Consider the following 20,186-nt stretch of genomic DNA (forward strand, 5'->3'; position numbering starts at 1 on the left):
CCCTCGCACAGTTCTGAACGACACGGCTTATTAAGCGGCCAATCTGTATCCAACTGGCACATATGCGCCAGAAAATCCCGATCCGGCGCACTGGCTAACTCTTCAAAAGATCGGCCACGCGATTAAGCCCGTGCAGGTCGGAGATGTCGGAATCAAGCTCCTCGACCCAGTGAAGGAACCGACCGGAAGGCAGCCGGCGGCGGACCAGATCGACATTGCGGCGGTCGTTGGCAAGCTGAATCTGGTGGAGCGCAAGATTCCGGGCAAGATGCGACATCACCGGGCGCAGGTCGCTCCCCGCCCCCAGCTGTCTCATAAGTTCCGGAACGAGCGTTTCGTCCACCCGGTCCAGTTCAGCCACCCGGCCGGGCAGATATCCTTCGGGAAGTTCTCCAACGAAATCCTTGCGGGTACGGTTGACAATAACACCGCTGGTATCGATTCCCATGCGGCGGAGCGTATCGACAAGGAAAAGAGCCTCCTCCACCGTGATCAGGTTCGTGCTCGTCACCACGAAAAACCCGCACTCGGAGGACCGGAACGCCCGTGACACCTGGTCTGAACGCTCGCCGAAGCCGCCCATCAGGTTGCTGAATGCGAGAAAGAACTCCGCCGCATCGCGGATGGCATGTTCACCTGTGACAAGCGCAGCCGTTCGAAAAAACAACCCCTTGCCCAGCTTGGCAAGCGAGAACCCGCTCCGGCCCGACGCCCGCATGGCTTCCACCATCAGCTTGATCATCGGATTGTCTTCCAGGATGCCGTGCCAGCGTTCCGGAGCGGTCACGAAATCAATGGCGTGCTTGGCCGGCGGCGTGTCAATGATCACGAGATCGTAGTCGCGCTCGTGGTACAGTTCATGGAACTTTTCCATCGCCATGTAGTCTGGCGATCCCGACAGGGCGCTCGAACCGTGCACGTAGGCCGAGTTGGCAAAAATGGTCCGTGCGACGTCCTCGCTAGGAGACCGGCGCCGGATGAGATCGTCAAAGGTTTTCTTCGGGTTCAGCATCATGGCGTAGAGTTCGCCACGCACCTCGCAGCCCAGTATTCCTGCCGCGTCCACACGGCACTCGGCATTGTCATCAAGCACGACACCCAGTGCACTCGCCAGCCGCCGGGCCGGATCGACCGTCATGACAATGACCTTGCGCCCCTCGCGGGCCGCGAGCAGCGCCAGCGCGGCGCTCGTCGTCGTCTTTCCGACGCCGCCGGAACCGCAGACAATAATGGCCTTCTTCGAGCGGACCGCCTCCAGTACCGAACCACTCATGCGATCTGCGTCTCCAGGCAGCGGGCGACTTCGTGAATCGTCGTCTTGTCGAACCTTTCGGCATAAATGAACGGCACCCGCACCACCGGAACTCCCTGTGGCCTGAGCTTTTCCACATGGGACGCCTCAACGGCGTGACGCTGGTTCCAGAGCCGCTCACATTCGGTAAGCGCACGGAGAATCCGGTGTTCGGGCGCATCGCTTTTCGCCGTCCTGAGGGCCAGTTCCCGCACCTGGGCGGCAGCGGCTTCCTGCTCGGCCGGCACAGCCCGGTCGTGGAGCGCATTCAGAAACGTGCAACCGATACTGATCTCCATCGTATCCCGTATCGACTGGATGAACTCCATCGTCTCCACCACCGGCATTTCCTGGGCGATGGTGACGAGATTCAGCTGGGTCCGGCGGGAATCCATCAGGAAACTGTTTACCCCCCGCGCAACCTGGATGAGCGGCCCCACCTTCACGATATCAATCAGCGTTTGGGGCATCTGGAGGAAGAAAAGCCCGTGTCCGGTGGGCGGGGCATCGTAAACAATCAGGTCGAACCGCTTGTGTCCGCGCCGGTCCTTTTCCTCGGAAAACCCATGGATCGCGAGAATGATGAGCAGTTCCTTCACGCCGGGTGCCGCCGCGTAGGCCATCTTCACGAAGTCGGCATTGAATATGGCCCGCACCACGGTTCTGACCCGCACGATCCCGGTGATGTAATCCTCAAGGGCCTGGTCGGCGTTCAGCGAAGCGCCCCAGAGATTAGGAAAGATCTCCCGCGGGGTATGCCCCATCGGCGGCACCTGGAAGATTTCGTGCAGACGGCCGAACGAGTCGGCCTTGGTGTCGCTCTCGACGAGCAGAACCCGCTTGCCCTTCCGGGCGGCAAGCACGGCCAAGGCAGCCGACAATGTGGACTTCCCCACGCCGCCTTTGCCTGAATTGATCAGCAGGGACTTGTCGAGCAGCGGTACCATTCACACCCGGCGCAGAAGAAGGAATGCCGGGAGGCTAACACCAAATCACCCCGCCGCAAAACCGGCAGGGCTTCCATAAATGCCCGCGGGCAGGCGTATCAGCTACTTCTTGAAGAAGTTGATAATGCCCTTCATCACGTTCTTGTCCGAACCGGCGACCAATTCCAGTTCGCCGTTGTCGAACCCGATGTAGCCGCAATCGTCGCACTTGTCGGCGACAACAACCTTGAAGTTGAACTCGCTCATGTGGCCGCCGCACTTGGGGCAGCGCATCCAGTGGGTTTCCTTGCGCTTTTGCAGTTCAAGCTGGGCCTTCTCCCTGTCAAGCTTCTCGCGGAGCTTCGACAACCGTTCGGCGTCCTGCTGCTTGAAATACTCTTCCTCAAGTGAAACGGCTTCCTGGGCGGTCAGTTTTTTCAGGTTGTCAGACATGGCGTTTTGGAGGTGAACCTTTCTTCATCGCGCCCGCCCCGGTGATGCGGACGGTTTGCATTGGCCAATGTGCGCGTCCCGTGGTTTCTTGTCAACGGCTGGACCACGAACCCCGAAACCGGATGACTGTAACTGACTCAGCAGTCAGCGGGCAGACGGTGACTGTTTTTTCTCCTCTGGACGCCCATGCTAGTTTGTCATGGCTGTATGGGGCCCCGGTCAACAGGGCTCCTGGGCTGCAGGTACAGGATCAGATGGCAGAGAAAACCGCTTCCCCGAGCCGCAAGCGTGAAAACCCCTGGGTCATGCGGACCTATTCGGGACATTCATCGGCAAAGGCATCCAACGAACTTTACCGGACCAACCTCGCCAAGGGGCAAACGGGGCTGTCTATCGCCTTCGATCTTCCCACCCAGACGGGATACGACTCGGACGACCCGATGGCGCGGGGCGAGGTGGGCAAGGTCGGCGTTCCTGTGTCGCACCTGGGTGACATGGAGACGCTGCTGGACCAGATACCGCTGGACCGGATGAACACCTCGATGACGATCAACGCAACGGCGGCCTGGCTGCTTGCGCTCTATGCCGCCACGGCAAAAAAACAGGGCGTGGGCCTGAACCTTCTTCAAGGCACCACGCAGAACGACATCATCAAGGAATACCTGTCCCGCGGCACACACATCTATCCGCCGGGCCCATCCATGCGGCTCATCACCGACATGGTTGCCTATACGGTGACCGAGATCCCCAAGTGGAACCCCATCAACATCTGCAGCTACCATCTTCAGGAAGCCGGGGCCACGCCGGTCCAGGAACTTGCCTACGCCCTCTGTACCGCCATCGCCGTACTCGACGCGACCAGGGCATCCAGAAAAGTCCCCGCCAGCCAGTTTCCCGAAGTGGTGGGCCGCATCAGCTTCTTCTGCAACGCCGGTATCCGGTTTGTCGAGGAGTGCTGCAAGATGCGGGCTTTCGTGGAACTGTGGGACCGGATTACCTGGGACCGCTACGGCGTGCAGGACCCGAAGCTCCGCCGGTTCCGCTACGGAGTCCAGGTGAACTCGCTGGGACTCACCGAAAGCCAGCCCGAGAACAACATCCAGCGTATCGTTCTCCAGATGCTCGCTGTGACGCTCTCCAAGGATGCCCGTGCGCGTGCAATCCAGCTTCCGGCGTGGAACGAGGCGCTCGGCCTTCCCCGCAGGTGGGACCAGCAGTGGTCGCTCCGCATCCAGCAGGTACTGGCCCTGGAAACCGATCTCCTCGAGTACGACGACATCCTGAATGGCTCGCATGTGATCGGCGAGAAGGTGACCGGTCTTGTGGCCGAAGCCGAAGCCGAGATCGCCAAGGTGGAAGCCATGGGCGGAACGCTCAAGGCGGTCGAGAACGGCTACATCAAGGAGCAGCTTGTCGCATCCAACGCCCGGCGGGTCCGGGCCATTGAGAGCGGCGAAATCACGGTTGTGGGCGTCAACAAGTTCCGGGAAACGGAACCCTCTCCCCTGCAGACCGGCTCCAGCGACGACATTCTGGTAGTGGACGCATCTGCCGAACGCGAACAGATCGAGCGTCTCAACCGCTGGCGCAGCCAGCGGGATGCCGCGAAGGTCCGTTCCGCCATCGACAAGCTGAAGAGCGCCGCCGCCGGCGACACCAACATCATGCCCGCCTCCATCGAGGCTGCCCTCGCCGGCGTCACCACCGGGGAGTGGGCACAGGCCCTCAGGGATGTTTTCGGGGAGTGGCGGGCCCCGACCGGAGTCTCCGGCGCCCTGCGGGCCATTTCCGGCCAGAAGCGCTCCGACAAGGAGACAGCAGTGCTGGAGCGGCAGCAGGCGGTTGCCAAGCAGATCGGCCACCCGGTCCGGTTCCTGGTGGGCAAGCCGGGACTCGACGGCCACTCCAACGGTGCCGAGCAGGTCGCCGTCGCGGCCCGGAACGCCGGCATGGAGGTGATCTACGAGGGTATCCGCCTGACGCCGGAACAGATTGCCAAGACGGCCGTCGAGGAGAACGTGGACGTGGTGGGCCTTTCGATCCTGTCCGGCTCGCACGCCGAACTGGTCCCGGAAGTGATTTCCCGCCTGAGGGAGCGTGGCGCGGCCGACATACCGGTCATCGTCGGCGGCATCCTGCCGGAGCCCGATCAGAAGCGGCTTCTGGAGGCGGGAGCTGCCCGCTGCTACAGCCCCAAGGATTACGAACTGACGGCCATCATGGGCGATATCATTGAACTGGTGGCCTCACGGAACCGGAAGGCCAGCTAGGCCGCACTCCTATGGCACGTAAACTTGGCGTCATCGTCCTCGCCGCCGGTGAGGGCAAGCGGATGCACTCACCAGTGGCCAAGGTTCTGCATCCCGTCTGCGGACGGCCGATGCTGGACCGCGTGCTGGACGCCGCCGCCGGTCTGACACCGGGAGAAACCGTGGTTGTGGTCTCTCCGCTCCGGCCGGAAGTGAAAACCCATGCCGAAGGCCGGGGATTCCGGACTGAGATCCAGAAAAGGCCTTTGGGTACTGGGGATGCCGTCAGGGCCGGGCTCGCAGGGCTCCGCACGGCGGATGACATCCTTGTGGTCTGCGGAGATACACCACTGCTCGATACCGGTACGCTGAGGGAGTTCGTGAGGTTTCACCACAGCTCGGAAGCCGCCATATCGGTCCTTACTGCCAACGTGGAAAGCCCTACCGGGTATGGACGCGTCATCAGGGGCCCCGGCGGAGACGTCGAACGGATTGCCGAGGAAAAAGATGCCACGCGGGACGAAAAAGCCGTCCGCGAGATCAACTCCGGCGTGTACGTCTTCGGGAGAAAGGATCTCGCCCGCTGGATTGCCGGCCTGCGGCCGGCCAACAGCCAGAACGAATACTATCTCACCGACACCGTGGGCCTTGCCCGCGGCGAGCATTCCAGGATCGCCGCCTGGAAGATCGAGACCGCCGCCCGCGTGAAAGGCGTCAACACCCAGGCCGAGCGCCGCGAGGCGGAAGCCTGGCTCTATGAATGGACGATCGGAAAACTCATGGCTGCCGGAGTCGTGGTGGATGCAGGAGTTTCTCCCCGTGTCGATCCGGAAGCGGCGGTGGCGCCCGGCGCGGAGCTGGGTTCGGGCGTGGAAATCCGTTCCGGTTCAGTCGTCGGAAAAGGCACACGGATAGATACCGGCTCGATCATCGAAAGCAGCTCGGTTGGTGCGGGCACCCACATCAAGCCCTACTCGGTCCTGTCCGGTTCAGAGGTCGGCAAGGAGTGCGAGATCGGCCCCTTCGCCCGGCTCCGGCCCGGCAGCCGGATCGGCGACGGCTGCAAGATCGGCAACTTCGTTGAAACCAAGAAGTCGGTCTTCGGCAAGGGGTCAAAGGCGTCGCATCTGGCCTATATCGGCGACGCGAAGATCGGGAAAAACGTCAACCTGGGCTGCGGTACGATCACCTGCAATTATGACGGCTACCAGAAGCACGAAACGGTCATCGGCGATGACGTGTTCATTGGCTCCGATTCGCAGCTCGTCGCGCCGGTCACGGTGGGCCGTGGGGCATATGTCGCCAGCGGATCAACCATAACGGAAAATGTCCCGGCCGATGCCCTCGCCATCGCCCGGAGCCGCCAGGCGGTAAAGCCTGGCCGCGCAAAAGCCCTTCGCAAGCGGCTCTCCGCCGGAACCCGGCCACGGAAGGCGAAGAAGTAGCATGTGCGGAATCGTCGGATACATGGGGCCGCGCCCCGCCGTGCCGGTCGTGATCGAGGGACTCCGCCGCCTCCAGTACCGCGGCTACGATTCAGCGGGTGTGGCCGTCCATACGGATGGCGGACTCTGCATTGTGCGCGCCACGGGCAAGCTGATCGAACTGGAAAAAAAGCTCGACGCCGAACCTCTGTCGGGACATCTTGCACTGGGTCACACGCGATGGGCCACTCACGGCCGCCCCAGCGAAACCAATGCCCATCCGCACCGGACCGGCGGCGTGGCCGTCATCCACAACGGCATCTTCGAGAATGCCGAGCAGATCAAGGCGCGCCTCACGGGCAACGGCAGCCGGTTTCACAGCGAAACCGACACGGAAGTCCTCGCGCATCTGGTCCATAGCTCCCTGCGCACCGCGAAAAATCTCGCCGAGGCGGTTCGCAAATCGCTCCAGAAGCTCAAGGGAAGCTATGCCGTGGCCGTGATGTCGGAATCCACTCCCGGCACGCTGGTGGGAGCGCGAAGCGGCGCGCCGCTCATCGTCGGGATCGGTGAGGTTCCCGGCGAGTACATTCTCGCCAGCGACCTCCCCGCCCTGCTCCCCTTTACCCGCCGGGTGATCTTCCTGGACGATGGCGACATTGCTGAAATCACACCAAAGGGAATCACCGTCACGACAATGGACGGGAAAAAGGTCCGCCGGGCAGTGACGCAGGTCGAAATGGATCCCGTCTCGGCCGAAAAGGGCGGCTACAAGCATTTCATGCTCAAGGAGATCCATGAGCAGCCGGTGGCCGTGTCCGATGCCCTCACCGGACGGCTCACGGCCAGGGGACTGTCGTTCCCGGCCGGGAAACTCGACCTCCAGAAAATCGACCGGGTCATCATCCTGGGGTGCGGCACATCCTGGCACGCGGCCCAGATTGGCCGCCAGTGGATCGAGCAGCTTGCCCGCCTTCCCGCGAGCGCCGAGGTAGCCAGCGAGTTCCGCTACCGGGATCCCGTGGTCTCGAAGTCCACGCTGGCCATCGCCGTGAGCCAGTCCGGCGAAACCGCCGACACCCTCCAGGCACTCCGGCTCGCCAGCGAGCGCGGAGCGCAAACGCTGGCCATCGTGAATGCGCTCGGCTCCACCATGACCCGCGAGGCGGATGAAACCCTGCTGATGCACGCCGGTCCGGAGATCGGCGTCGCCAGCACCAAGTGCTTTACGAATGCGCTGGTATGCCTGCTGCTGGCCGCCATGGAACTGGCCCGGATCCGCCGCAAGCTGGCGCCTGTCGGCCAGCAGCGTATCTTGCGCGAACTGAAACATCTCCCCGTCTGGCTGGAAAAGGTTCTCCGGCTGGAGTCCGAGATCGAAAAACTCGCCATCCGGCACCGGGAAGCGCGCAACTTCCTGTTTCTGGGCAGAGGCGATCTTGCTCCCGTCGCGCTGGAAGGCGCACTCAAGCTGAAGGAAGTAAGCTACATCCACGCCGAGGGTTACCCTGCCGGCGAAATGAAGCACGGTCCCATCGCCATGCTGGACCGCTCCTTCCCGGTAGTGAGTATCATGCGGAAGGGCGCCCAGCTCGACAAAACCGCTTCCAATCTTGCAGAGGTCCGTGCCAGGGAGGCTCCGGTCATCGTCATTGCAGACCGTGCCGGCGCGAAGCTTGCCGCCAGCGGAGACGACCTCATCACCGTTCCCGACACCGGCGATCTCGTCGCCCCCATCATCCTGTCGGTGCCGCTCCAGCTCTTTGCCTATCATGTGGCGGTCCATAACGGCTGCGATGTGGACCAGCCGAGAAATCTGGCCAAATCGGTCACAGTTGAATGAACCCCGGCCCGTTTGCGGCTACAACACCTCCGGCATGTGGAGTCCCGACGATCTCAACCCCCCGCAGCGGGAAGCAGTCCTTCAGACCGAGGGGCCGATGCTCATTCTGGCGGGTGCCGGGAGTGGCAAGACCCGCGTTATCACCTACCGGATCGCCCACCTGATCCACGAACTGGGAGTGGATCCCTGGGCCATCCTCGCCGTCACGTTCACCAACAAGGCGGCCCGCGAGATGGGCGGCCGTGTGGAAAAGCTGATCGGCCGTCCGCTTCCCGGCCTGTGGATCGGAACCTTTCACGGTGTGGCCGCCCGGATGCTCCGGCATGAAGCGCCGAATATCGGCTTCAAGGTGCCTTTCAGCATCTATGACGATTCGGAAACCCTCTCCCTGCTCAAGCGGGTGATTGCGGACCTCGATTTCGATCCGCGCATCTTCGAGCCCAAGCGGATGGCCTGGGGCATTGACCAGCTCAAGAACCGCGGCCTGCTGCCTGATGACGACTGGGGCGCCGATGAAGATCTTCCCGGCGACAGCCGGTTCCGCCGCATCTATGCCGCCTACCAGGACCGGCTCAGGCAGTCGAACTCGATGGATTTCGGCGACCTGCTGCTCCACGTCACCCGGCTTCTCCAGACCGATCCCGTGGCGCGGGAACGATGGCAGCGGGCATTCAGCTATGTGCTGGTGGATGAATACCAGGACACGAACCTCGTGCAGTACCGGTTCATCCGCCACCTGGCCGAAACACACCGGAACCTTGCCGTCGTGGGCGACGACGACCAGTCCATCTACAGCTGGCGGGGTGCCGACACGCGAAACCTGAGGAGTTTCGAGGATGACTTCGGGCCACTCCGGGTGGTGAAGCTGGAGCAGAACTACCGCTCGACGGCCCCGATTCTCCGGGCCGCCTCGACCCTCATCGCCCGCAACCGCGACCGGAAAGGGAAAACCCTCTGGACCGACCGCAAGGGAGGCGAAAAGGTCAGATTGTTTCTCGCCGAGGACGAGGCGGCCGAGGCCGATTTCGTCATTTCGGAACTGGTCCGGATGCACCGGGAAAGCGACCGGGAGTATCACGAGTTCGCCATCTTCTACCGGACCAACGCCCAAAGCCGCGTGTTCGAAGAACAGCTCCTCAGGCGGCACATTCCCTATGTGATCGTGGGTGGAATGCGGTTCTACGAGCGGGCCGAGATCAAGGACGCCCTCGCCTACGCCCGGCTCGCCGTGAACCCGGCCGACGACGAGGCGTTCCTCCGGGTCATCAACACCCCTGCCCGCGGCATCGGCAAGACATCGGTCGAACATCTCATGGAGCTCGCCCGGAAGCACAGCCTTCCCCTCAGCAATGCGATTGGCCGGGCCAGTGAGGCCCTCAAGCCTGCCGCCGTGAAGAAGTTTGCCGGGTTTGAACGGATCATCGGGCAACTTCAGGCCGAAGTCCCCAGGACCGGCGTGAGGGATTTCATCGAACTGATCTTCCGGACCAGCGGGCTCTGGGAAGCCCTCGAAAGCGAGGACACGCCCGAGGCCGAGGCCCGCCTGCAGAACCTCACCGAACTTCTCAACGCCGCCGAGGAGTTCGAGAAACGCACAGAGGAGCCGTCGCTCTCCCTTTTCCTGGAACGGGTTGGCTTGCTGTCACAGGCCGACACCCTGCCCGAACAGAACGACCGGGTGACGCTGATGACGGTCCACATGGCCAAGGGACTTGAGTTCCCCGTCGTGTTCGTTACCGGGCTTGAAGAAGGCCTCTTCCCGCTGGAACGCGCCGCCATGACGAGGGAAGGACTCGAAGAGGAGCGGCGGCTTGCCTACGTGGGCATGACCCGCGCCGAGAACCTGCTGTATCTTACCTGCGCCGAACTGCGCCGCACCTACGGCCAGATGTTCGTGCGCGATCCTTCACGGTTCCTCAGCGAAATCCCCGAAGACGTGATGGATCTCCTGTCCGAAAGCGGGCGGTCAGTCCGCAAGATGCCGCCACGAAGGGCTGTCGCACTGGCCGAACACGAGGAACCACAACTCCCTGCGACACCACCCATCAAGACAAAAACCATCCGGCGCTCACGCCACGAGACCGGTGAGGACATATCTGCCGGAGCAGCGCCAGGCGGCCCCTCACCCTTCCGGGTCCAGGCGCGGGTGGAACACCCGGTCTTCGGGCAGGGCGTCATCATCGAGCGCGCTCGCGTCAACGGGCAGGAACAGGTGACAGTGAAGTTCGCCCATGCGGGCGAAAAGAAGATGATGGTCCGGTTCGCCAACCTGACCGTGCTGCCGTCCTGACGCCCCTCAGTATTCAAACCCGACGTCGTGCGTGTGGCCGCCGCTTGAGGTCGTCGTCTTTTCCACCGCCCCGCCAGCCAGGATTGCTTCCCGGTCGGCCGCGGACAGCGTGACCCGGTGGGTGTGGCCGGAATTGTTGCTGGAAACATAGTCCACATTGCCGAGATCGGACGTGAAGTGCGATCCCGGAATCGTGAACGTGTGCGTATGGGCAGTGGAGACTGTCGTGGTTTCCTCCAGATCATCGGCGACTTCCAGTTCCACATCATGCGTATGGCTGCCGGATTCGGTGCTTTCGACAAGAACCGCCGTGCCCTCCGCTATGTCCGCCCGCTGTTCGGCCGTCAGCGATATCTGGTGCATATGACCGTCACTGGATGCAGAGGTGTAGGTCTTGCCCCCCGTGGGCTCGATGAAATCCTCCACGGGGAAATCGAACCGATGGGTATGACCGTCTGACGTGCTGGACGTATACCGGAGGTTGAACGCCGTACCGGCGGTGTTGTTGCCGCACCCCTCGGCCTCGGGATCCTGTTCGCATACATTTCCACCCGTTTCCGCCAGCGAACTGCTCCCGCAACCGGCAATCGCGACGATGATTCCGCCCGTGGCCGACCGGCCAATGACTTTCAGAACAGACCTGCGTTCCATGACGAATGCCCCCTGATCCGCTGGCACCTGATACCGGTTGCGGGATATATGCCATCCTATCCAGCAAACCGGCAGCGGCGTCAAAGCCTGCGGGAGCAAAGACCCTTAACACATGGAGCATTTCCGCCATGCCTGAGTTCATCGAACTGAAAAAGGACGGCCGCCTCTTCACGGTAACGTTCAGCCGCCCGGAGGTGATGAACGCCTTACACCCCAAAGCACACGACGAGTGCCAGGCAGCCTTCGACGAGTTCGAAGCCGACCCCGATCTCTGGGTGGCCATCGTCACCGGGGCTGGGGACAGGGCGTTTTGCGCCGGGAACGATCTGAAGGCGGTTGCCAGCGGCGGAAGGCTCCCCTTCCCCCAAAGCGGCTTTGCGGGGCTCACCGCCCGGTTTCGATGCGTGAAACCCGTCATAGCTGCCGTGAACGGCCTTGCCGCCGGGGGCGGTTTCGAGGTGGTGCTCGCCTGCGACATCGCCGTCGCGTCCGATACAGCCTGGTTTGCCCTGCCGGAGGCCCGGCGTGGTGTGGCTGCGGTTTGCGGCGGGCCACACCGGCTTATCCGGCACATCCCCTACAAGACGGCCATGGGAGCGATTCTTACCGGCCGGAGGATCCCGGCCGATGAGGCCCTCCGCTGGGGGCTTGTGAACGAGGTCGTCCCGCAGGGGGAAGTGATGACCGCCGCCCGCCGGTGGGCGGAGCAAATACTGGAGTGCGCGCCCGTATCGGCCCGCGCCATGAAACAGATGGCCGTTGAAGGCCTGGACGAACCCACGATGGAAAAGGCCTACCACAAGGCCTATGACCAGGTGATGCAGATGTTCCGGACCAGGGATTTCATCGAGGGGCCGATGGCTTTCGCCCAGAAGCGAAAGCCCAACTGGACCGGCAAATAGTCAGCTTCCCCAGAGGCGGCTCAGCCACGCGCCGATCTTCGCAACGGCCTCCCGCGATTCGGGCACCAGCGGAACAGCCACCTGCCAGACGTGGATCATCTCGTCCCACACATCGAGTTCGCTTCTCACGCCCGCCTTCTCTGCCTTTTCATGAAGCCGGATGGCGTCATCCAGCAGGATTTCATCACTTCCCACCTGAATATAGAGCGGCGGCAGGCCGGTCAGATCTGCATAAAGGGGCGATGCCAGCGGATTTCTGGGGTCTGCGCCGCCCAGGTAGCACGACGCGAAATGGCTGAGGTCATTTGCCGTCAGCATCGGATCGGCCTTCGCCTTCGACGCGATGGAACCGCCGGTCATGGCGAGGTCGGTCCAGGGTGAGAGACACACGCCACCTGCCGGGAGCGGCCCGCCGGACTGCTTCAATTCCAGCATGGCGGCCAATGTAAGCCCGCCGCCGGCCGAGTCGCCCGCAAACACTGCCTGGTCCGGCTTCAGCCCTTCGGCCAGGAGCGCCTTCCAGACGGCGACGGCATCTTCAACCGCCGCCGGGAAGGGACACTCAGGACCCATCCGGTAGTCGAGCAGCACCACCTCCGCTCCGGTTTCCTTCGACAGCGCCGCCCCGAGCCCCCGGTGCGTGAGCGGCGAGAGATACACATACCCGCCGCCGTGGAAGTAGAGAATCGCCCGGCCCGCCTTTGCCGAGTTGTGCCGCAACCGGAGCGCCGGGACGCCGCCCACCGTGGTGCTGGTGATAGTGGCATCCTTTGGCGCCGGAAGGCGCGCAAAGCGCATGCGATCTTCCTTCTTCCGTTTCTCCGGCGGCTGGAACGGTTCTGCCGCTGACGTCCGGCCCAGCAACCGGTCAATCACGGTCGGCCGGGGCGTGTAGGCCCAGGCCCGGGCCGGAGCCCACCGGAAGAATCCCCGCAGAAGGCGGAACTGGTACGACGGCATGAGTGTGCTGCCTCGGCCTGCTAGCGGAGCCGCTTCAGGCCCCGGCGGATCGTCTGCTCCAGCCCCGTCCGGATCACCGGCCCGACGAGCGGGATCTTCGACTCGAACTGGATGGTGTAGTGAAGCCGGGAACCGCCATTCGCCGTGGATGAAAACTCCATGACCCCCTTGTGGTTCTTGAGCGGGCTTCCGCGGGTGATCCTGTATTCAATCCGCCGGTCCTGCTCGAAGGCGGTCACGGTCTCGTCGAAACCGGGGAGCGGCCCCAGGTTGAGGGTCCGCACCGACCCCAGGCCATTTACTCCGCCCTGCCCGTCCTTCGTCCGCCGGATCTTCGCGCCGAGAATCGGCCCCAGCTTCTCGTGATCGCTCAGGAGCGCGAACAGTTCGCTGACCGGGCGACGAAACTCCATACTGATATCAATGTGTTCCATGGTTTCCTTCCTAAAACCTCCGGCCCAACCGATATCCGGTCCGCAAAGGAAAAGGCAAAGCCGACAGGCCCCATCGAAACGCCCATATCCCCGCACAAAAAAGCTGCGCCCGGGTAACCGGGCGCAGTTTCCGAACTCATTTCCGGCCAGATCCATCCGATCTGGCATGTTTCACTGGATCACGGTTCCATGAACTCCCCGAAACAGGATTCGGTATCTCCGCCGAAGAAGATGAGAATGTCGTCGCCCTCATCCGCGCTTCCACCGTCAATATCCATGTACGTGCCGCCGGGTGTTTCAGAGGCGTAAAGACCCATATCCACGTCCAGCGTGGCAGTGGCCGGAAAGTCTGTTTCGTCAATTTTCGCTTCGATCACCCCTTCGGCCTCGCCGCAACCCGAGACGTCACAGACTTCCACCAGCGAGCCCACATCAGCCGTCAGCAGCCCCTGGAAATTCGTGCCGCCAAACACGCCGAACAGGGTGTCACCATTGAGAAGGTAAATGGCGGAGCCGACGCCACGAGGATCGTCCTGGTCACCCCACATGAACCCGCCGCACGCCACAGCCAGTTCACCCTGCTGGATCACTCCGCCGGTCATGCCGTTGAGTGGGCTTCCCACCGATGCCGAAGGTTCAAAGTCACCGGACAGAGCCCCTTCCGCTGTGATGGTTCCAGTGCTGGTATACTCCCCACCATCAATATCTATCGTCATCTCATATGCGGTGCCGGTTACGGTGCCGGTGATCTCCGCCGGGAACCCTTCTCCATCGGGCAGGGAAACCGGGTCGGGGTCCCCTCCCGCAACGGTAAACTCCGCTGTGCCGGTGATCTCGCCATCCTCGGCAACCGTAATCTCTCCGTATCCAAATCCATACAGATAGTCGCCGATCTCGCTCGGACCTACTGGTTCATCCGACGTGACCACCACGCCAATCACATAGTCGCCCGGCAGGAACACCTCGCCGGGAGCGCCGTCGCTGCCGCAAGCGGCGACAGCGGCTACCAGGATGGCAGCAGCGAAAAGCGGGCGGCTCAGCTTCTGGACGAAGGTCAGGAGATTCATGGGTTATTCACCTTTACTTATTAATGCGGGTTGGGGATCTGGAAATCTGGAGCGGGCTACGGGGCTCGAACCCGTGACCTCGACCTTGGCAAGGTCGCGCTCTACCAACTGAGCTAAGCCCGCCTATATGGAGGCGCGGCGCAATTTCTACTCACGGACCGGGATGTTGTCAACATCTTCGCCGGAAACCCGCACCACCGCACCGGGGCCCGGAAAACCGGCACAAAAAGCGGCCTCCGCGCCCGGACTCAACCCGGTAACGCGGAGGCCATGAAAACGGTAAGCTGTGAAGATTGGCCAAGGGCTGGTGTCGCCCCTGCGATGGCCGGCTTTCAGGCCGGCCCGGTCGAGTCCAGAGGGAGCAGCCTCTAGGCCTCAGCCACCTCACTGTTCAAATGATGTTTAGCCAAGTCGGACCACCTCCTTTCTCAGTGTGCGGGAAGCATAACACACGGGAACGGGGGCCGCCGTTATTTTTCGTTAAGTCTCAGAACCGCTGGACGCGGGTGCCCTCGGCCGGAACGACCGTGAAGATAGCGTCGGGAATGTCGGCATTTTCCCGGATGTCGCTGAACCTGATCGTCGTGCGCGATCCCTGGGCGTCCGACTGGTACAACCCCCGGAGCTTGTACGTCACCGGATCGATGATGAGCGTCAGCGAGAAGTTCTCAAGCTTCGGGTCTTTCGACTCCAGAAGCAGGCGGTAGTTCCCCTCGCCGTCCACGAGCCCCAGGTCCGGCTCGCGCACGTTGAACGCTTCTTTCAGCTCGCCGAGCCCCTTGAGGAAGTTGGACGGCGTGGGGGAATCGAACGCCTCCTCCAGCTTCTTCACCGCGAGGTATTTCTCCTCCTCGTTGTAGTAGAAGAACACCTGCCCGTTGCTCACGTACTGCATCGCGCTTGGGCGCTGGTAGTCCCAGTTCATCTTCCCCGGAAGCTTGAACGACACCATTCCCTCGGCCGTGCGCGGGCGGCGCGCACCGGGGAGCCGTGTCTCCTGGACGAACTTCGCCTGGATGGTTTTTGTCTGGCGATAGTTAGCCTGCACCTTCGCGGCGATCTCGTCCACCGACGGACGTGCGGGAGAGGCCGTTGCTGCCGCAGGCGGCTGCGCCGGAGCCGACTGGCCAAACACCGGGACGGCAGAAACAGCGATCAGGAAAGACATAATGCTTTTGAACTGCATGGAACGGGAGATCATTTTCTTTCCATACGCCGGAAAGGCTCGGCGGGCAAACGGAGATTATTCCGCCTTCACGAGCGCGGCGACCAGTTCGGCCACGTCGCGGCCGTTGGCCTGAACGAATCCCTGCGCGTCGAAATCCTCCATCGCATACTTGATGTAGCTCCGCTGCTCGACGGGCGATATCCGTTCGAGCGCCCGCTGGGCCCGCTGACGCACCGGCTGCGACACGGCCATGAGCACCTCGGTGGCGAGTGCCTTTGCCAGCCAGGTTTTCTCCTCCCCGGTTCCGGCCTTGTCGCGCCGGGCCCGGAATACGAAACGGAATGCTGGATGCAGGAACATTTTCTGCCCCTGAAGACTGGCGGCTGCCCTGCCGGTCGAGCCCCAGAAGAACTCCAGCGTATCCATGATCTCCAGCGCGGCCGGCACGAGGAGTCTCGTCATCTGGTGCGCCATGAGCACCTTGAGCGCCTTCGGCCACAGGGGACTCACCGGCTCCGGCTCAATGGGAGGAAGTTCCCGGTCATTCACGGCATATTCAAGGCCGTTCACCGCCACCATGTAGTGATGCTCGACCGGTTCCCCCAGGATGACGAGCGACGCGCGGAGCCAGCCGTCCGACCCGTCGTGCAGGACACGCGCCCCCTGCCGGACAAATCCCCCCACGACCGGCGTCGTGTAGCTCACGCCGTCGCAGACGAACCGCTCCACCTGGCCGCTGCGGATATGCACGGCGGCACTGTCGCCGAGAAGCCTGCGCTCATGGGGATGGGGGCGGAATGCGACTGGCGAGGTCACCAGTTCCCCCTTGAGCGCCTGCTCCTCGACCCCGCGGGTGAACTGGGCCGCGAACACGGCGAGCCCCGTCCCGCGTTCAAGGCCGGAGCCTTCGGCGGGAAGCGGCTCGAACGATTCGAGGAGGGATTCCAGCAAGGCCTCGGTGGGGTACGGCCCCCGGTAGCGGGCCGCCTCGACTCCCTGATCCTGCATCAGCTCGGCAAAGACGTTCATCAGCGCCGCCCCCGCACCCGGTGGCAGCGCGCCCGGTTCATCCAGCGGAGGGATATGGGTGAGGCGCGCAAAGTCGCTCCGGGCGGCCCGGCACAGCGTCCGGGTCGGCGCGTTGTTCTGGCCGAGCAGCGCCACCGCGTCCGAGACGCCCCACTGCCCGTGCTCCTCCACCCCAGCCACCAGGCCGATCGAGAGCTTGCCCGGCAGTTCGAGACCAAACCGCTTGAGTTCCCCCGCCTCGTTCCACCGGAACCAGCTCAGGAGCCGGCCACCGGCATCGAACGTGGCGAGGCGCCTCGGCCTGCCGCCTCCCCACAACGGGAACCGGGGATCGGCCAGGACCAGCGTGCCGTGGGGTTCAAAACGGGCGATCTCGCGCAGGCTCCCGGCACCGGGAACCAGAAAGCGGCTTTCTTCGCGGACGACGGCTTCGAGCGGCAGTTCCCGCCAGGCCGCCACGGCATCCCGCACGCCGGGGCCGAGCTGCTCCAGAAAAGGCATGAAATCCGGGGATTCGGCGCTCTGGTCGCTCACCCCGCCCGTGTAGCCACTCCGCCCGCACCAATTCCAGAGGCGGGCCCAAACCCTGTTCACTCCGAACGCCGTATGCTACCAGTGGCGGCCTTGCAGAGAGCCGCCCGATCGGCTTATCTGCGGTTTCCCTCCGCCGGACTCCCTCCGGCCGGAAACGGGCGCGTAGCTCAGATGGATAGAGTGACGGTCTCCGAAGCCGTAGGTCGTGGGTTCGAATCCCGCCGCGCCCGCCAAATGAGACGACTGCCGTTTTCAACCCACATCGAGAACGGTTTTCTATAATCCCCACGCAGAGTTATGCCGTCGAGCATCGGGTTCGATAAGACGATGCGGGCAAGTTTTGCCCGCCGCCGTGGTTCCGCCGTTTCATAGAGTGATTTCGCACGCTTGGAGAGTTCTAACGCGGTCCCAAAGGCCTTATAGCCGCTTGCGACCGATGCAGACCCGTGCGCGGCAGCCTGTTCGGCCCCCGTGAGTTCCGCCCGCCAGGCACTCCATTTCTTCTGGAAGAATTCGTCGTCGATCCGGCCTTCGACGTGATCGGTATAAAGCCGGTCCAGTTTCACTTTAAGGTCCGATACACGCTTCCTGGCGTCGTTCTGACGCTGACGGACCACCACTGTCTCCGAACTCGCCAGATGGTCCGCAGTCGCTTTTAGCCACTGGGCAAACTCTTCCCCGATCTCGACCGCCCCGATCTTCTCGAAGAGCTGCCGGGAAAGTTCCTCTTCGCGGACATATTCTAAGCGGCACTTTTGCTGGTTGGCGCACCGGTAGTAGACGTACCGGCCCTTCTTGATCTCGCCCGTGATCGTCGCCCCGCACCGGGCGCAGGTGAGGAGCCCGGAGAAGGCAAAGGAGTGCTTGCGGTGTTGCTCAGGGTGATTCTTCCTGCGGAGCTGCCTGTTCGCCCGGTCCCAGAGTTCCTTGGTGACGATGGGCTCGAATCTCCCCTTATACAGGCGGCCCTTCCATGCGAAATCGCCGTAGTAGATCGGGTTCTTGAGGGCCACTTCCACGCACCTGCGGGAGGCTACTTTCCCTTCCCGGCTCGTGAGTCCCTCCCTTGTCATCAGTTCCGAGAGCGTCGTGATGGAATAAAGGCCGGTCGCGTACCGCTCGAACATCACCCTCACGAGCGGCGCTTTCGCCGGGTCGTGGACGATCGAGCGTTTTTCCCGGTTCCAGAGGTAGCCCACCGGCGGACTGGACGGGTACTGGCCGATTTCGAGTTTCTGGTTGATGCCCTTGCGGACTTCCTCGGAGAGATTATCGACGTAGTTCTTGGCCATCAGCACCTTGATGCCGTGAATGAATTTCGTGTGGCTCGTCGCGTTGCGGCCGATGATCTCGTTTTCCTTGACGAGGTGGATCCGGGCGTCCTTCTCACGGATAAGGTCGTCGAGCGTCGTGTAGTCCTTGAGATTACGATAGGCCCGGTCGGTCTTCTCGACGAGGATAATTACTGGGTGCTTCGCTGACCGGATGAACCCGAGCATTTGGCCGAAATTCGTTCGGCCGGCATTACCGGCCGACTCGACGTCGATGAATTCCGACAGCACTTTCAGGCCGCTACGCTGGGCGTAACCACGAAGCAGCCCAAGCTGCGAATCAATCGAGAATCCCTCCTCCTGATCCTTGGAAGAGACTCGGGCGTAAATCACGGCATAAGGGGTTTCGGGCGACGGCTCGTTCGCCGAGCGGCTTAAAGGGATTCGCATGGTACTGTTACGACCTCCGGTCCGGCTAAAGGCTAACCTTACAAAGTAGCCGAACTTCCGGCCGACGTCACTTCTTCGTCAGCTATCCACTCCATCCAGACCAGCGTGTTTTCCGCGATCTCCCTGGCTTCGTCCATGGTGACGGTACGCCCCATATGGCGCTCAAAGGTCAGAACCGTGAGCCGCAGGTATTCCTCGCGGAGCACGATCCGGCTCCTTGTGGTTCGGCAGACGACGTCACTCATTCGCCTTCCCCATCGAGGGACCGCGAGAAGTGATAATGCTTGGCTCCCGAAACCATCCGGGTTTCGACCTTCCAGCCGGCCCGGTCCAGCACTTCGCGGGAATCCTTCACGCGGGAGCCCATCTGCTGGGCAGTCGAGAAGGGGTTATGGAAGCCTCGCTGCTTGGCGAGATAGGTGAATGCGCCGTGAAAGCTTAAGGCTGTTCCGCGGAATTTCACGAGACGGGGTTTGCCCCTGCCGTCGAGATCCAGATCGAACTTAAGTTTGTAGTTACGTCGGAATTCATCCGGAGACTCTGCATAAAGCAGTTCGCTCTTGAGCTGGTCCAGAAGGAACAGAATCGTGTTCGTGTGGACTTCCGTCTCGCGGGCCTTGCTCTCCTGTGTAGCGAACATCTCCTCGATCAGTTCGCGGGCCATCTTGTCCACCGGGAGCTTGCGGCGGCGCTCGTCGGGGACATACCGCAGGATGGTTTCCAGAATCACAAACAGACCGGCCAGGTATTCGTCCAGCCGGTGCTTGGAGTGGGCGGGGAAAAGCTGGCGGATGTAGCTGAGGTAAAACCGCTTGCGCCCCACCCAGCACGGCAGGATTTCACGTGCGATGACGAGAAAAAAAGCCGACAGGATGGCCGAGCGGCTCTCTTTAAGCTTCTCCATCGCCAGCGACTTCTGAAACCCCGGACTCTTGTGCTTGCCGTCGAAGTCGATGTTCCAGGTCCGGTTGTTGAGTTCAGGAAGTTCAAAGGGTTCGATGGCGGTGATGAGGACCTGGTTGTAGAGGCGCTCGTATACGTTTCCGCTGTCGGTTCCGCGTTCGCGCTTCTGGTTCACCGTCCCGGTGGCGGCCGAGAGCAGGAACTGCTGGACACTTCTGTCCATGTCCCGGTGTTCGAGGTTGTCCTTGATGAGCAGCGGGTTGACCATGCCGTCGGCATAGTCCGACGCCGTCTTGGACTTTCCCACCCAGTCCTCGCCGTAGATCAGCATCGAGCAGAGA

General features: G+C 62.4%; 17 protein-coding genes, 2 tRNA genes and 2 pseudogenes. 7 read left to right on the plus strand and 14 right to left on the minus strand.

Annotated elements, in window-relative coordinates:
• Positions 1-94 precede the first annotated feature (94 nt).
• From KIT79_13390 to KIT79_13400, 3 genes are all read right to left on the minus strand, one after another.
• On the minus strand, positions 95-1,273 hold the full coding sequence (locus KIT79_13390; GenBank protein ID MCW5830298.1) for an ArsA family ATPase: 1,179 nt from the start codon (positions 1,271-1,273) through the stop codon (positions 95-97).
• Positions 1,270-2,238, minus strand: a complete 969-nt coding sequence (locus tag KIT79_13395; GenBank protein ID MCW5830299.1) for an ArsA family ATPase — start codon at positions 2,236-2,238, stop codon at positions 1,270-1,272. Before KIT79_13395 ends, KIT79_13390 begins: the two co-directional genes overlap by 4 nt.
• Positions 2,239-2,340: 102 nt before the next feature.
• A complete protein-coding gene (locus KIT79_13400; protein MCW5830300.1) occupies positions 2,341-2,670 on the minus strand; it encodes a zf-TFIIB domain-containing protein in 330 nt (109 codons plus the stop codon).
• Positions 2,671-2,924: 254 nt separating this feature from the next.
• On the opposite strand from KIT79_13400, the gene KIT79_13405 reads away from it, so the two are divergent.
• From KIT79_13405 to KIT79_13420, 4 genes are read left to right on the plus strand one after another with little or no spacing between them, the layout of a single operon-like run.
• Positions 2,925-4,940 carry a protein meaA gene (locus KIT79_13405; protein MCW5830301.1) on the plus strand — a complete coding sequence of 672 codons (2,016 nt, stop codon included), beginning with the start codon at positions 2,925-2,927 and terminating at the stop codon, positions 4,938-4,940.
• 11 nt (positions 4,941-4,951) lie between these two features.
• Positions 4,952-6,364 (plus strand): bifunctional UDP-N-acetylglucosamine diphosphorylase/glucosamine-1-phosphate N-acetyltransferase GlmU, encoded by a 1,413-nt coding sequence (glmU, locus tag KIT79_13410; protein MCW5830302.1) that lies wholly within the window; start codon positions 4,952-4,954, stop codon positions 6,362-6,364.
• A gap of 1 nt (position 6,365) precedes the next feature.
• Positions 6,366-8,186, plus strand: coding sequence for a glutamine--fructose-6-phosphate transaminase (isomerizing) (gene glmS, locus KIT79_13415; protein ID MCW5830303.1), 1,821 nt, complete (start codon positions 6,366-6,368; stop codon positions 8,184-8,186).
• Complete coding sequence (locus KIT79_13420; protein ID MCW5830304.1) at positions 8,179-10,476, plus strand: UvrD-helicase domain-containing protein; 2,298 nt, start codon at positions 8,179-8,181, stop codon at positions 10,474-10,476. Before glmS ends, KIT79_13420 begins: the two co-directional genes overlap by 8 nt.
• Positions 10,477-10,482: 6 nt before the next feature.
• On the opposite strand, the gene KIT79_13425 is transcribed toward KIT79_13420, so the two are convergent.
• A complete protein-coding gene (locus tag KIT79_13425) occupies positions 10,483-11,127 on the minus strand; it encodes a hypothetical protein (protein MCW5830305.1) in 645 nt (214 codons plus the stop codon).
• Positions 11,128-11,255: 128 nt separating this feature from the next.
• On the opposite strand from KIT79_13425, the gene KIT79_13430 reads away from it, so the two are divergent.
• Positions 11,256-12,029 carry an enoyl-CoA hydratase/isomerase family protein gene (locus KIT79_13430; GenBank protein ID MCW5830306.1) on the plus strand — a complete coding sequence of 258 codons (774 nt, stop codon included), beginning with the start codon at positions 11,256-11,258 and terminating at the stop codon, positions 12,027-12,029.
• Here KIT79_13430 and KIT79_13435 read toward each other — a convergent pair whose 3' ends face one another.
• From KIT79_13435 to KIT79_13460, 6 genes are all read right to left on the minus strand, one after another.
• On the minus strand, positions 12,030-12,989 hold the full coding sequence (locus KIT79_13435) for an alpha/beta hydrolase (GenBank protein ID MCW5830307.1): 960 nt from the start codon (positions 12,987-12,989) through the stop codon (positions 12,030-12,032).
• A 20-nt stretch (positions 12,990-13,009) separates the two neighbouring features.
• Positions 13,010-13,423 (minus strand): SRPBCC family protein, encoded by a 414-nt coding sequence (locus tag KIT79_13440; protein MCW5830308.1) that lies wholly within the window; start codon positions 13,421-13,423, stop codon positions 13,010-13,012.
• A gap of 179 nt (positions 13,424-13,602) precedes the next feature.
• Positions 13,603-14,490: a hypothetical protein gene (locus KIT79_13445; GenBank protein MCW5830309.1), complete on the minus strand. Its 888-nt coding sequence runs from the start codon at positions 14,488-14,490 to the stop codon at positions 13,603-13,605.
• 47 nt (positions 14,491-14,537) lie between these two features.
• Positions 14,538-14,613: transfer RNA gene (locus tag KIT79_13450), tRNA-Gly, on the minus strand.
• Positions 14,614-14,977: 364 nt separating this feature from the next.
• Positions 14,978-15,691: an outer membrane lipoprotein carrier protein LolA gene (locus KIT79_13455; protein MCW5830310.1), complete on the minus strand. Its 714-nt coding sequence runs from the start codon at positions 15,689-15,691 to the stop codon at positions 14,978-14,980.
• A 42-nt stretch (positions 15,692-15,733) separates the two neighbouring features.
• Complete coding sequence (locus tag KIT79_13460; protein ID MCW5830311.1) at positions 15,734-17,221, minus strand: hypothetical protein; 1,488 nt, start codon at positions 17,219-17,221, stop codon at positions 15,734-15,736.
• Between the two features lie 156 nt (positions 17,222-17,377).
• On the opposite strand from KIT79_13460, the gene KIT79_13465 reads away from it, so the two are divergent.
• Together KIT79_13465 and KIT79_13470 are read left to right on the plus strand one after the other, a co-directional pair.
• Positions 17,378-17,454, plus strand: a tRNA-Arg gene (locus KIT79_13465).
• 213 nt (positions 17,455-17,667) lie between these two features.
• On the plus strand, positions 17,668-17,880 hold the full coding sequence (locus KIT79_13470; GenBank protein MCW5830312.1) for a hypothetical protein: 213 nt from the start codon (positions 17,668-17,670) through the stop codon (positions 17,878-17,880).
• 39 nt (positions 17,881-17,919) lie between these two features.
• On the opposite strand, the pseudogene KIT79_13475 reads toward KIT79_13470, so the two are convergent.
• From KIT79_13475 to KIT79_13490, 4 genes and pseudogenes are all read right to left on the minus strand, one after another.
• Positions 17,920-18,216 (minus strand): annotated as a pseudogene (locus tag KIT79_13475) (recombinase zinc beta ribbon domain-containing protein).
• A 222-nt stretch (positions 18,217-18,438) separates the two neighbouring features.
• Positions 18,439-18,942, minus strand: a pseudogene (locus KIT79_13480) (recombinase family protein).
• A 38-nt stretch (positions 18,943-18,980) separates the two neighbouring features.
• Positions 18,981-19,187: a hypothetical protein gene (locus KIT79_13485; protein MCW5830313.1), complete on the minus strand. Its 207-nt coding sequence runs from the start codon at positions 19,185-19,187 to the stop codon at positions 18,981-18,983.
• On the minus strand, positions 19,184-20,186 hold a 1,003-nt coding region (locus KIT79_13490), incomplete at its 5' end, for a hypothetical protein (protein MCW5830314.1). The genes KIT79_13485 and KIT79_13490, both read right to left, overlap by 4 nt.

Source organism: Deltaproteobacteria bacterium (genome assembly GCA_026129095.1).
In the GTDB taxonomy this organism is placed as follows: Bacteria; JAGRBM01; JAGRBM01; order JAGRBM01; family JAHCIT01; genus JAHCIT01.

Excerpts from the sequence above, each read along its gene's own strand:
- KIT79_13390 (MCW5830298.1), bottom strand. The coding sequence starts at position 1,273 with ATGAGTGGTTCGGTACTGGAGGCGGTCCGCTCGAAGAAGGCCATTATT.
- KIT79_13395 (MCW5830299.1), bottom strand. The coding sequence starts at position 2,238 with ATGGTACCGCTGCTCGACAAGTCCCTGCTGATCAATTCAGGCAAAGGC.
- KIT79_13400 (MCW5830300.1), bottom strand. The coding sequence starts at position 2,670 with ATGTCTGACAACCTGAAAAAACTGACCGCCCAGGAAGCCGTTTCACTT.
- KIT79_13405 (MCW5830301.1), top strand. The coding sequence starts at position 2,925 with ATGGCAGAGAAAACCGCTTCCCCGAGCCGCAAGCGTGAAAACCCCTGG.
- glmU (MCW5830302.1), top strand. The coding sequence starts at position 4,952 with ATGGCACGTAAACTTGGCGTCATCGTCCTCGCCGCCGGTGAGGGCAAG.
- glmS (MCW5830303.1), top strand. The coding sequence starts at position 6,366 with ATGTGCGGAATCGTCGGATACATGGGGCCGCGCCCCGCCGTGCCGGTC.
- KIT79_13425 (MCW5830305.1), bottom strand. The coding sequence starts at position 11,127 with ATGGAACGCAGGTCTGTTCTGAAAGTCATTGGCCGGTCGGCCACGGGC.
- KIT79_13430 (MCW5830306.1), top strand. The coding sequence starts at position 11,256 with ATGCCTGAGTTCATCGAACTGAAAAAGGACGGCCGCCTCTTCACGGTA.
- KIT79_13435 (MCW5830307.1), bottom strand. The coding sequence starts at position 12,989 with ATGCCGTCGTACCAGTTCCGCCTTCTGCGGGGATTCTTCCGGTGGGCT.
- KIT79_13440 (MCW5830308.1), bottom strand. The coding sequence starts at position 13,423 with ATGGAACACATTGATATCAGTATGGAGTTTCGTCGCCCGGTCAGCGAA.
- KIT79_13445 (MCW5830309.1), bottom strand. The coding sequence starts at position 14,490 with ATGAATCTCCTGACCTTCGTCCAGAAGCTGAGCCGCCCGCTTTTCGCT.
- KIT79_13455 (MCW5830310.1), bottom strand. The coding sequence starts at position 15,691 with ATGATCTCCCGTTCCATGCAGTTCAAAAGCATTATGTCTTTCCTGATC.
- KIT79_13485 (MCW5830313.1), bottom strand. The coding sequence starts at position 19,187 with ATGAGTGACGTCGTCTGCCGAACCACAAGGAGCCGGATCGTGCTCCGC.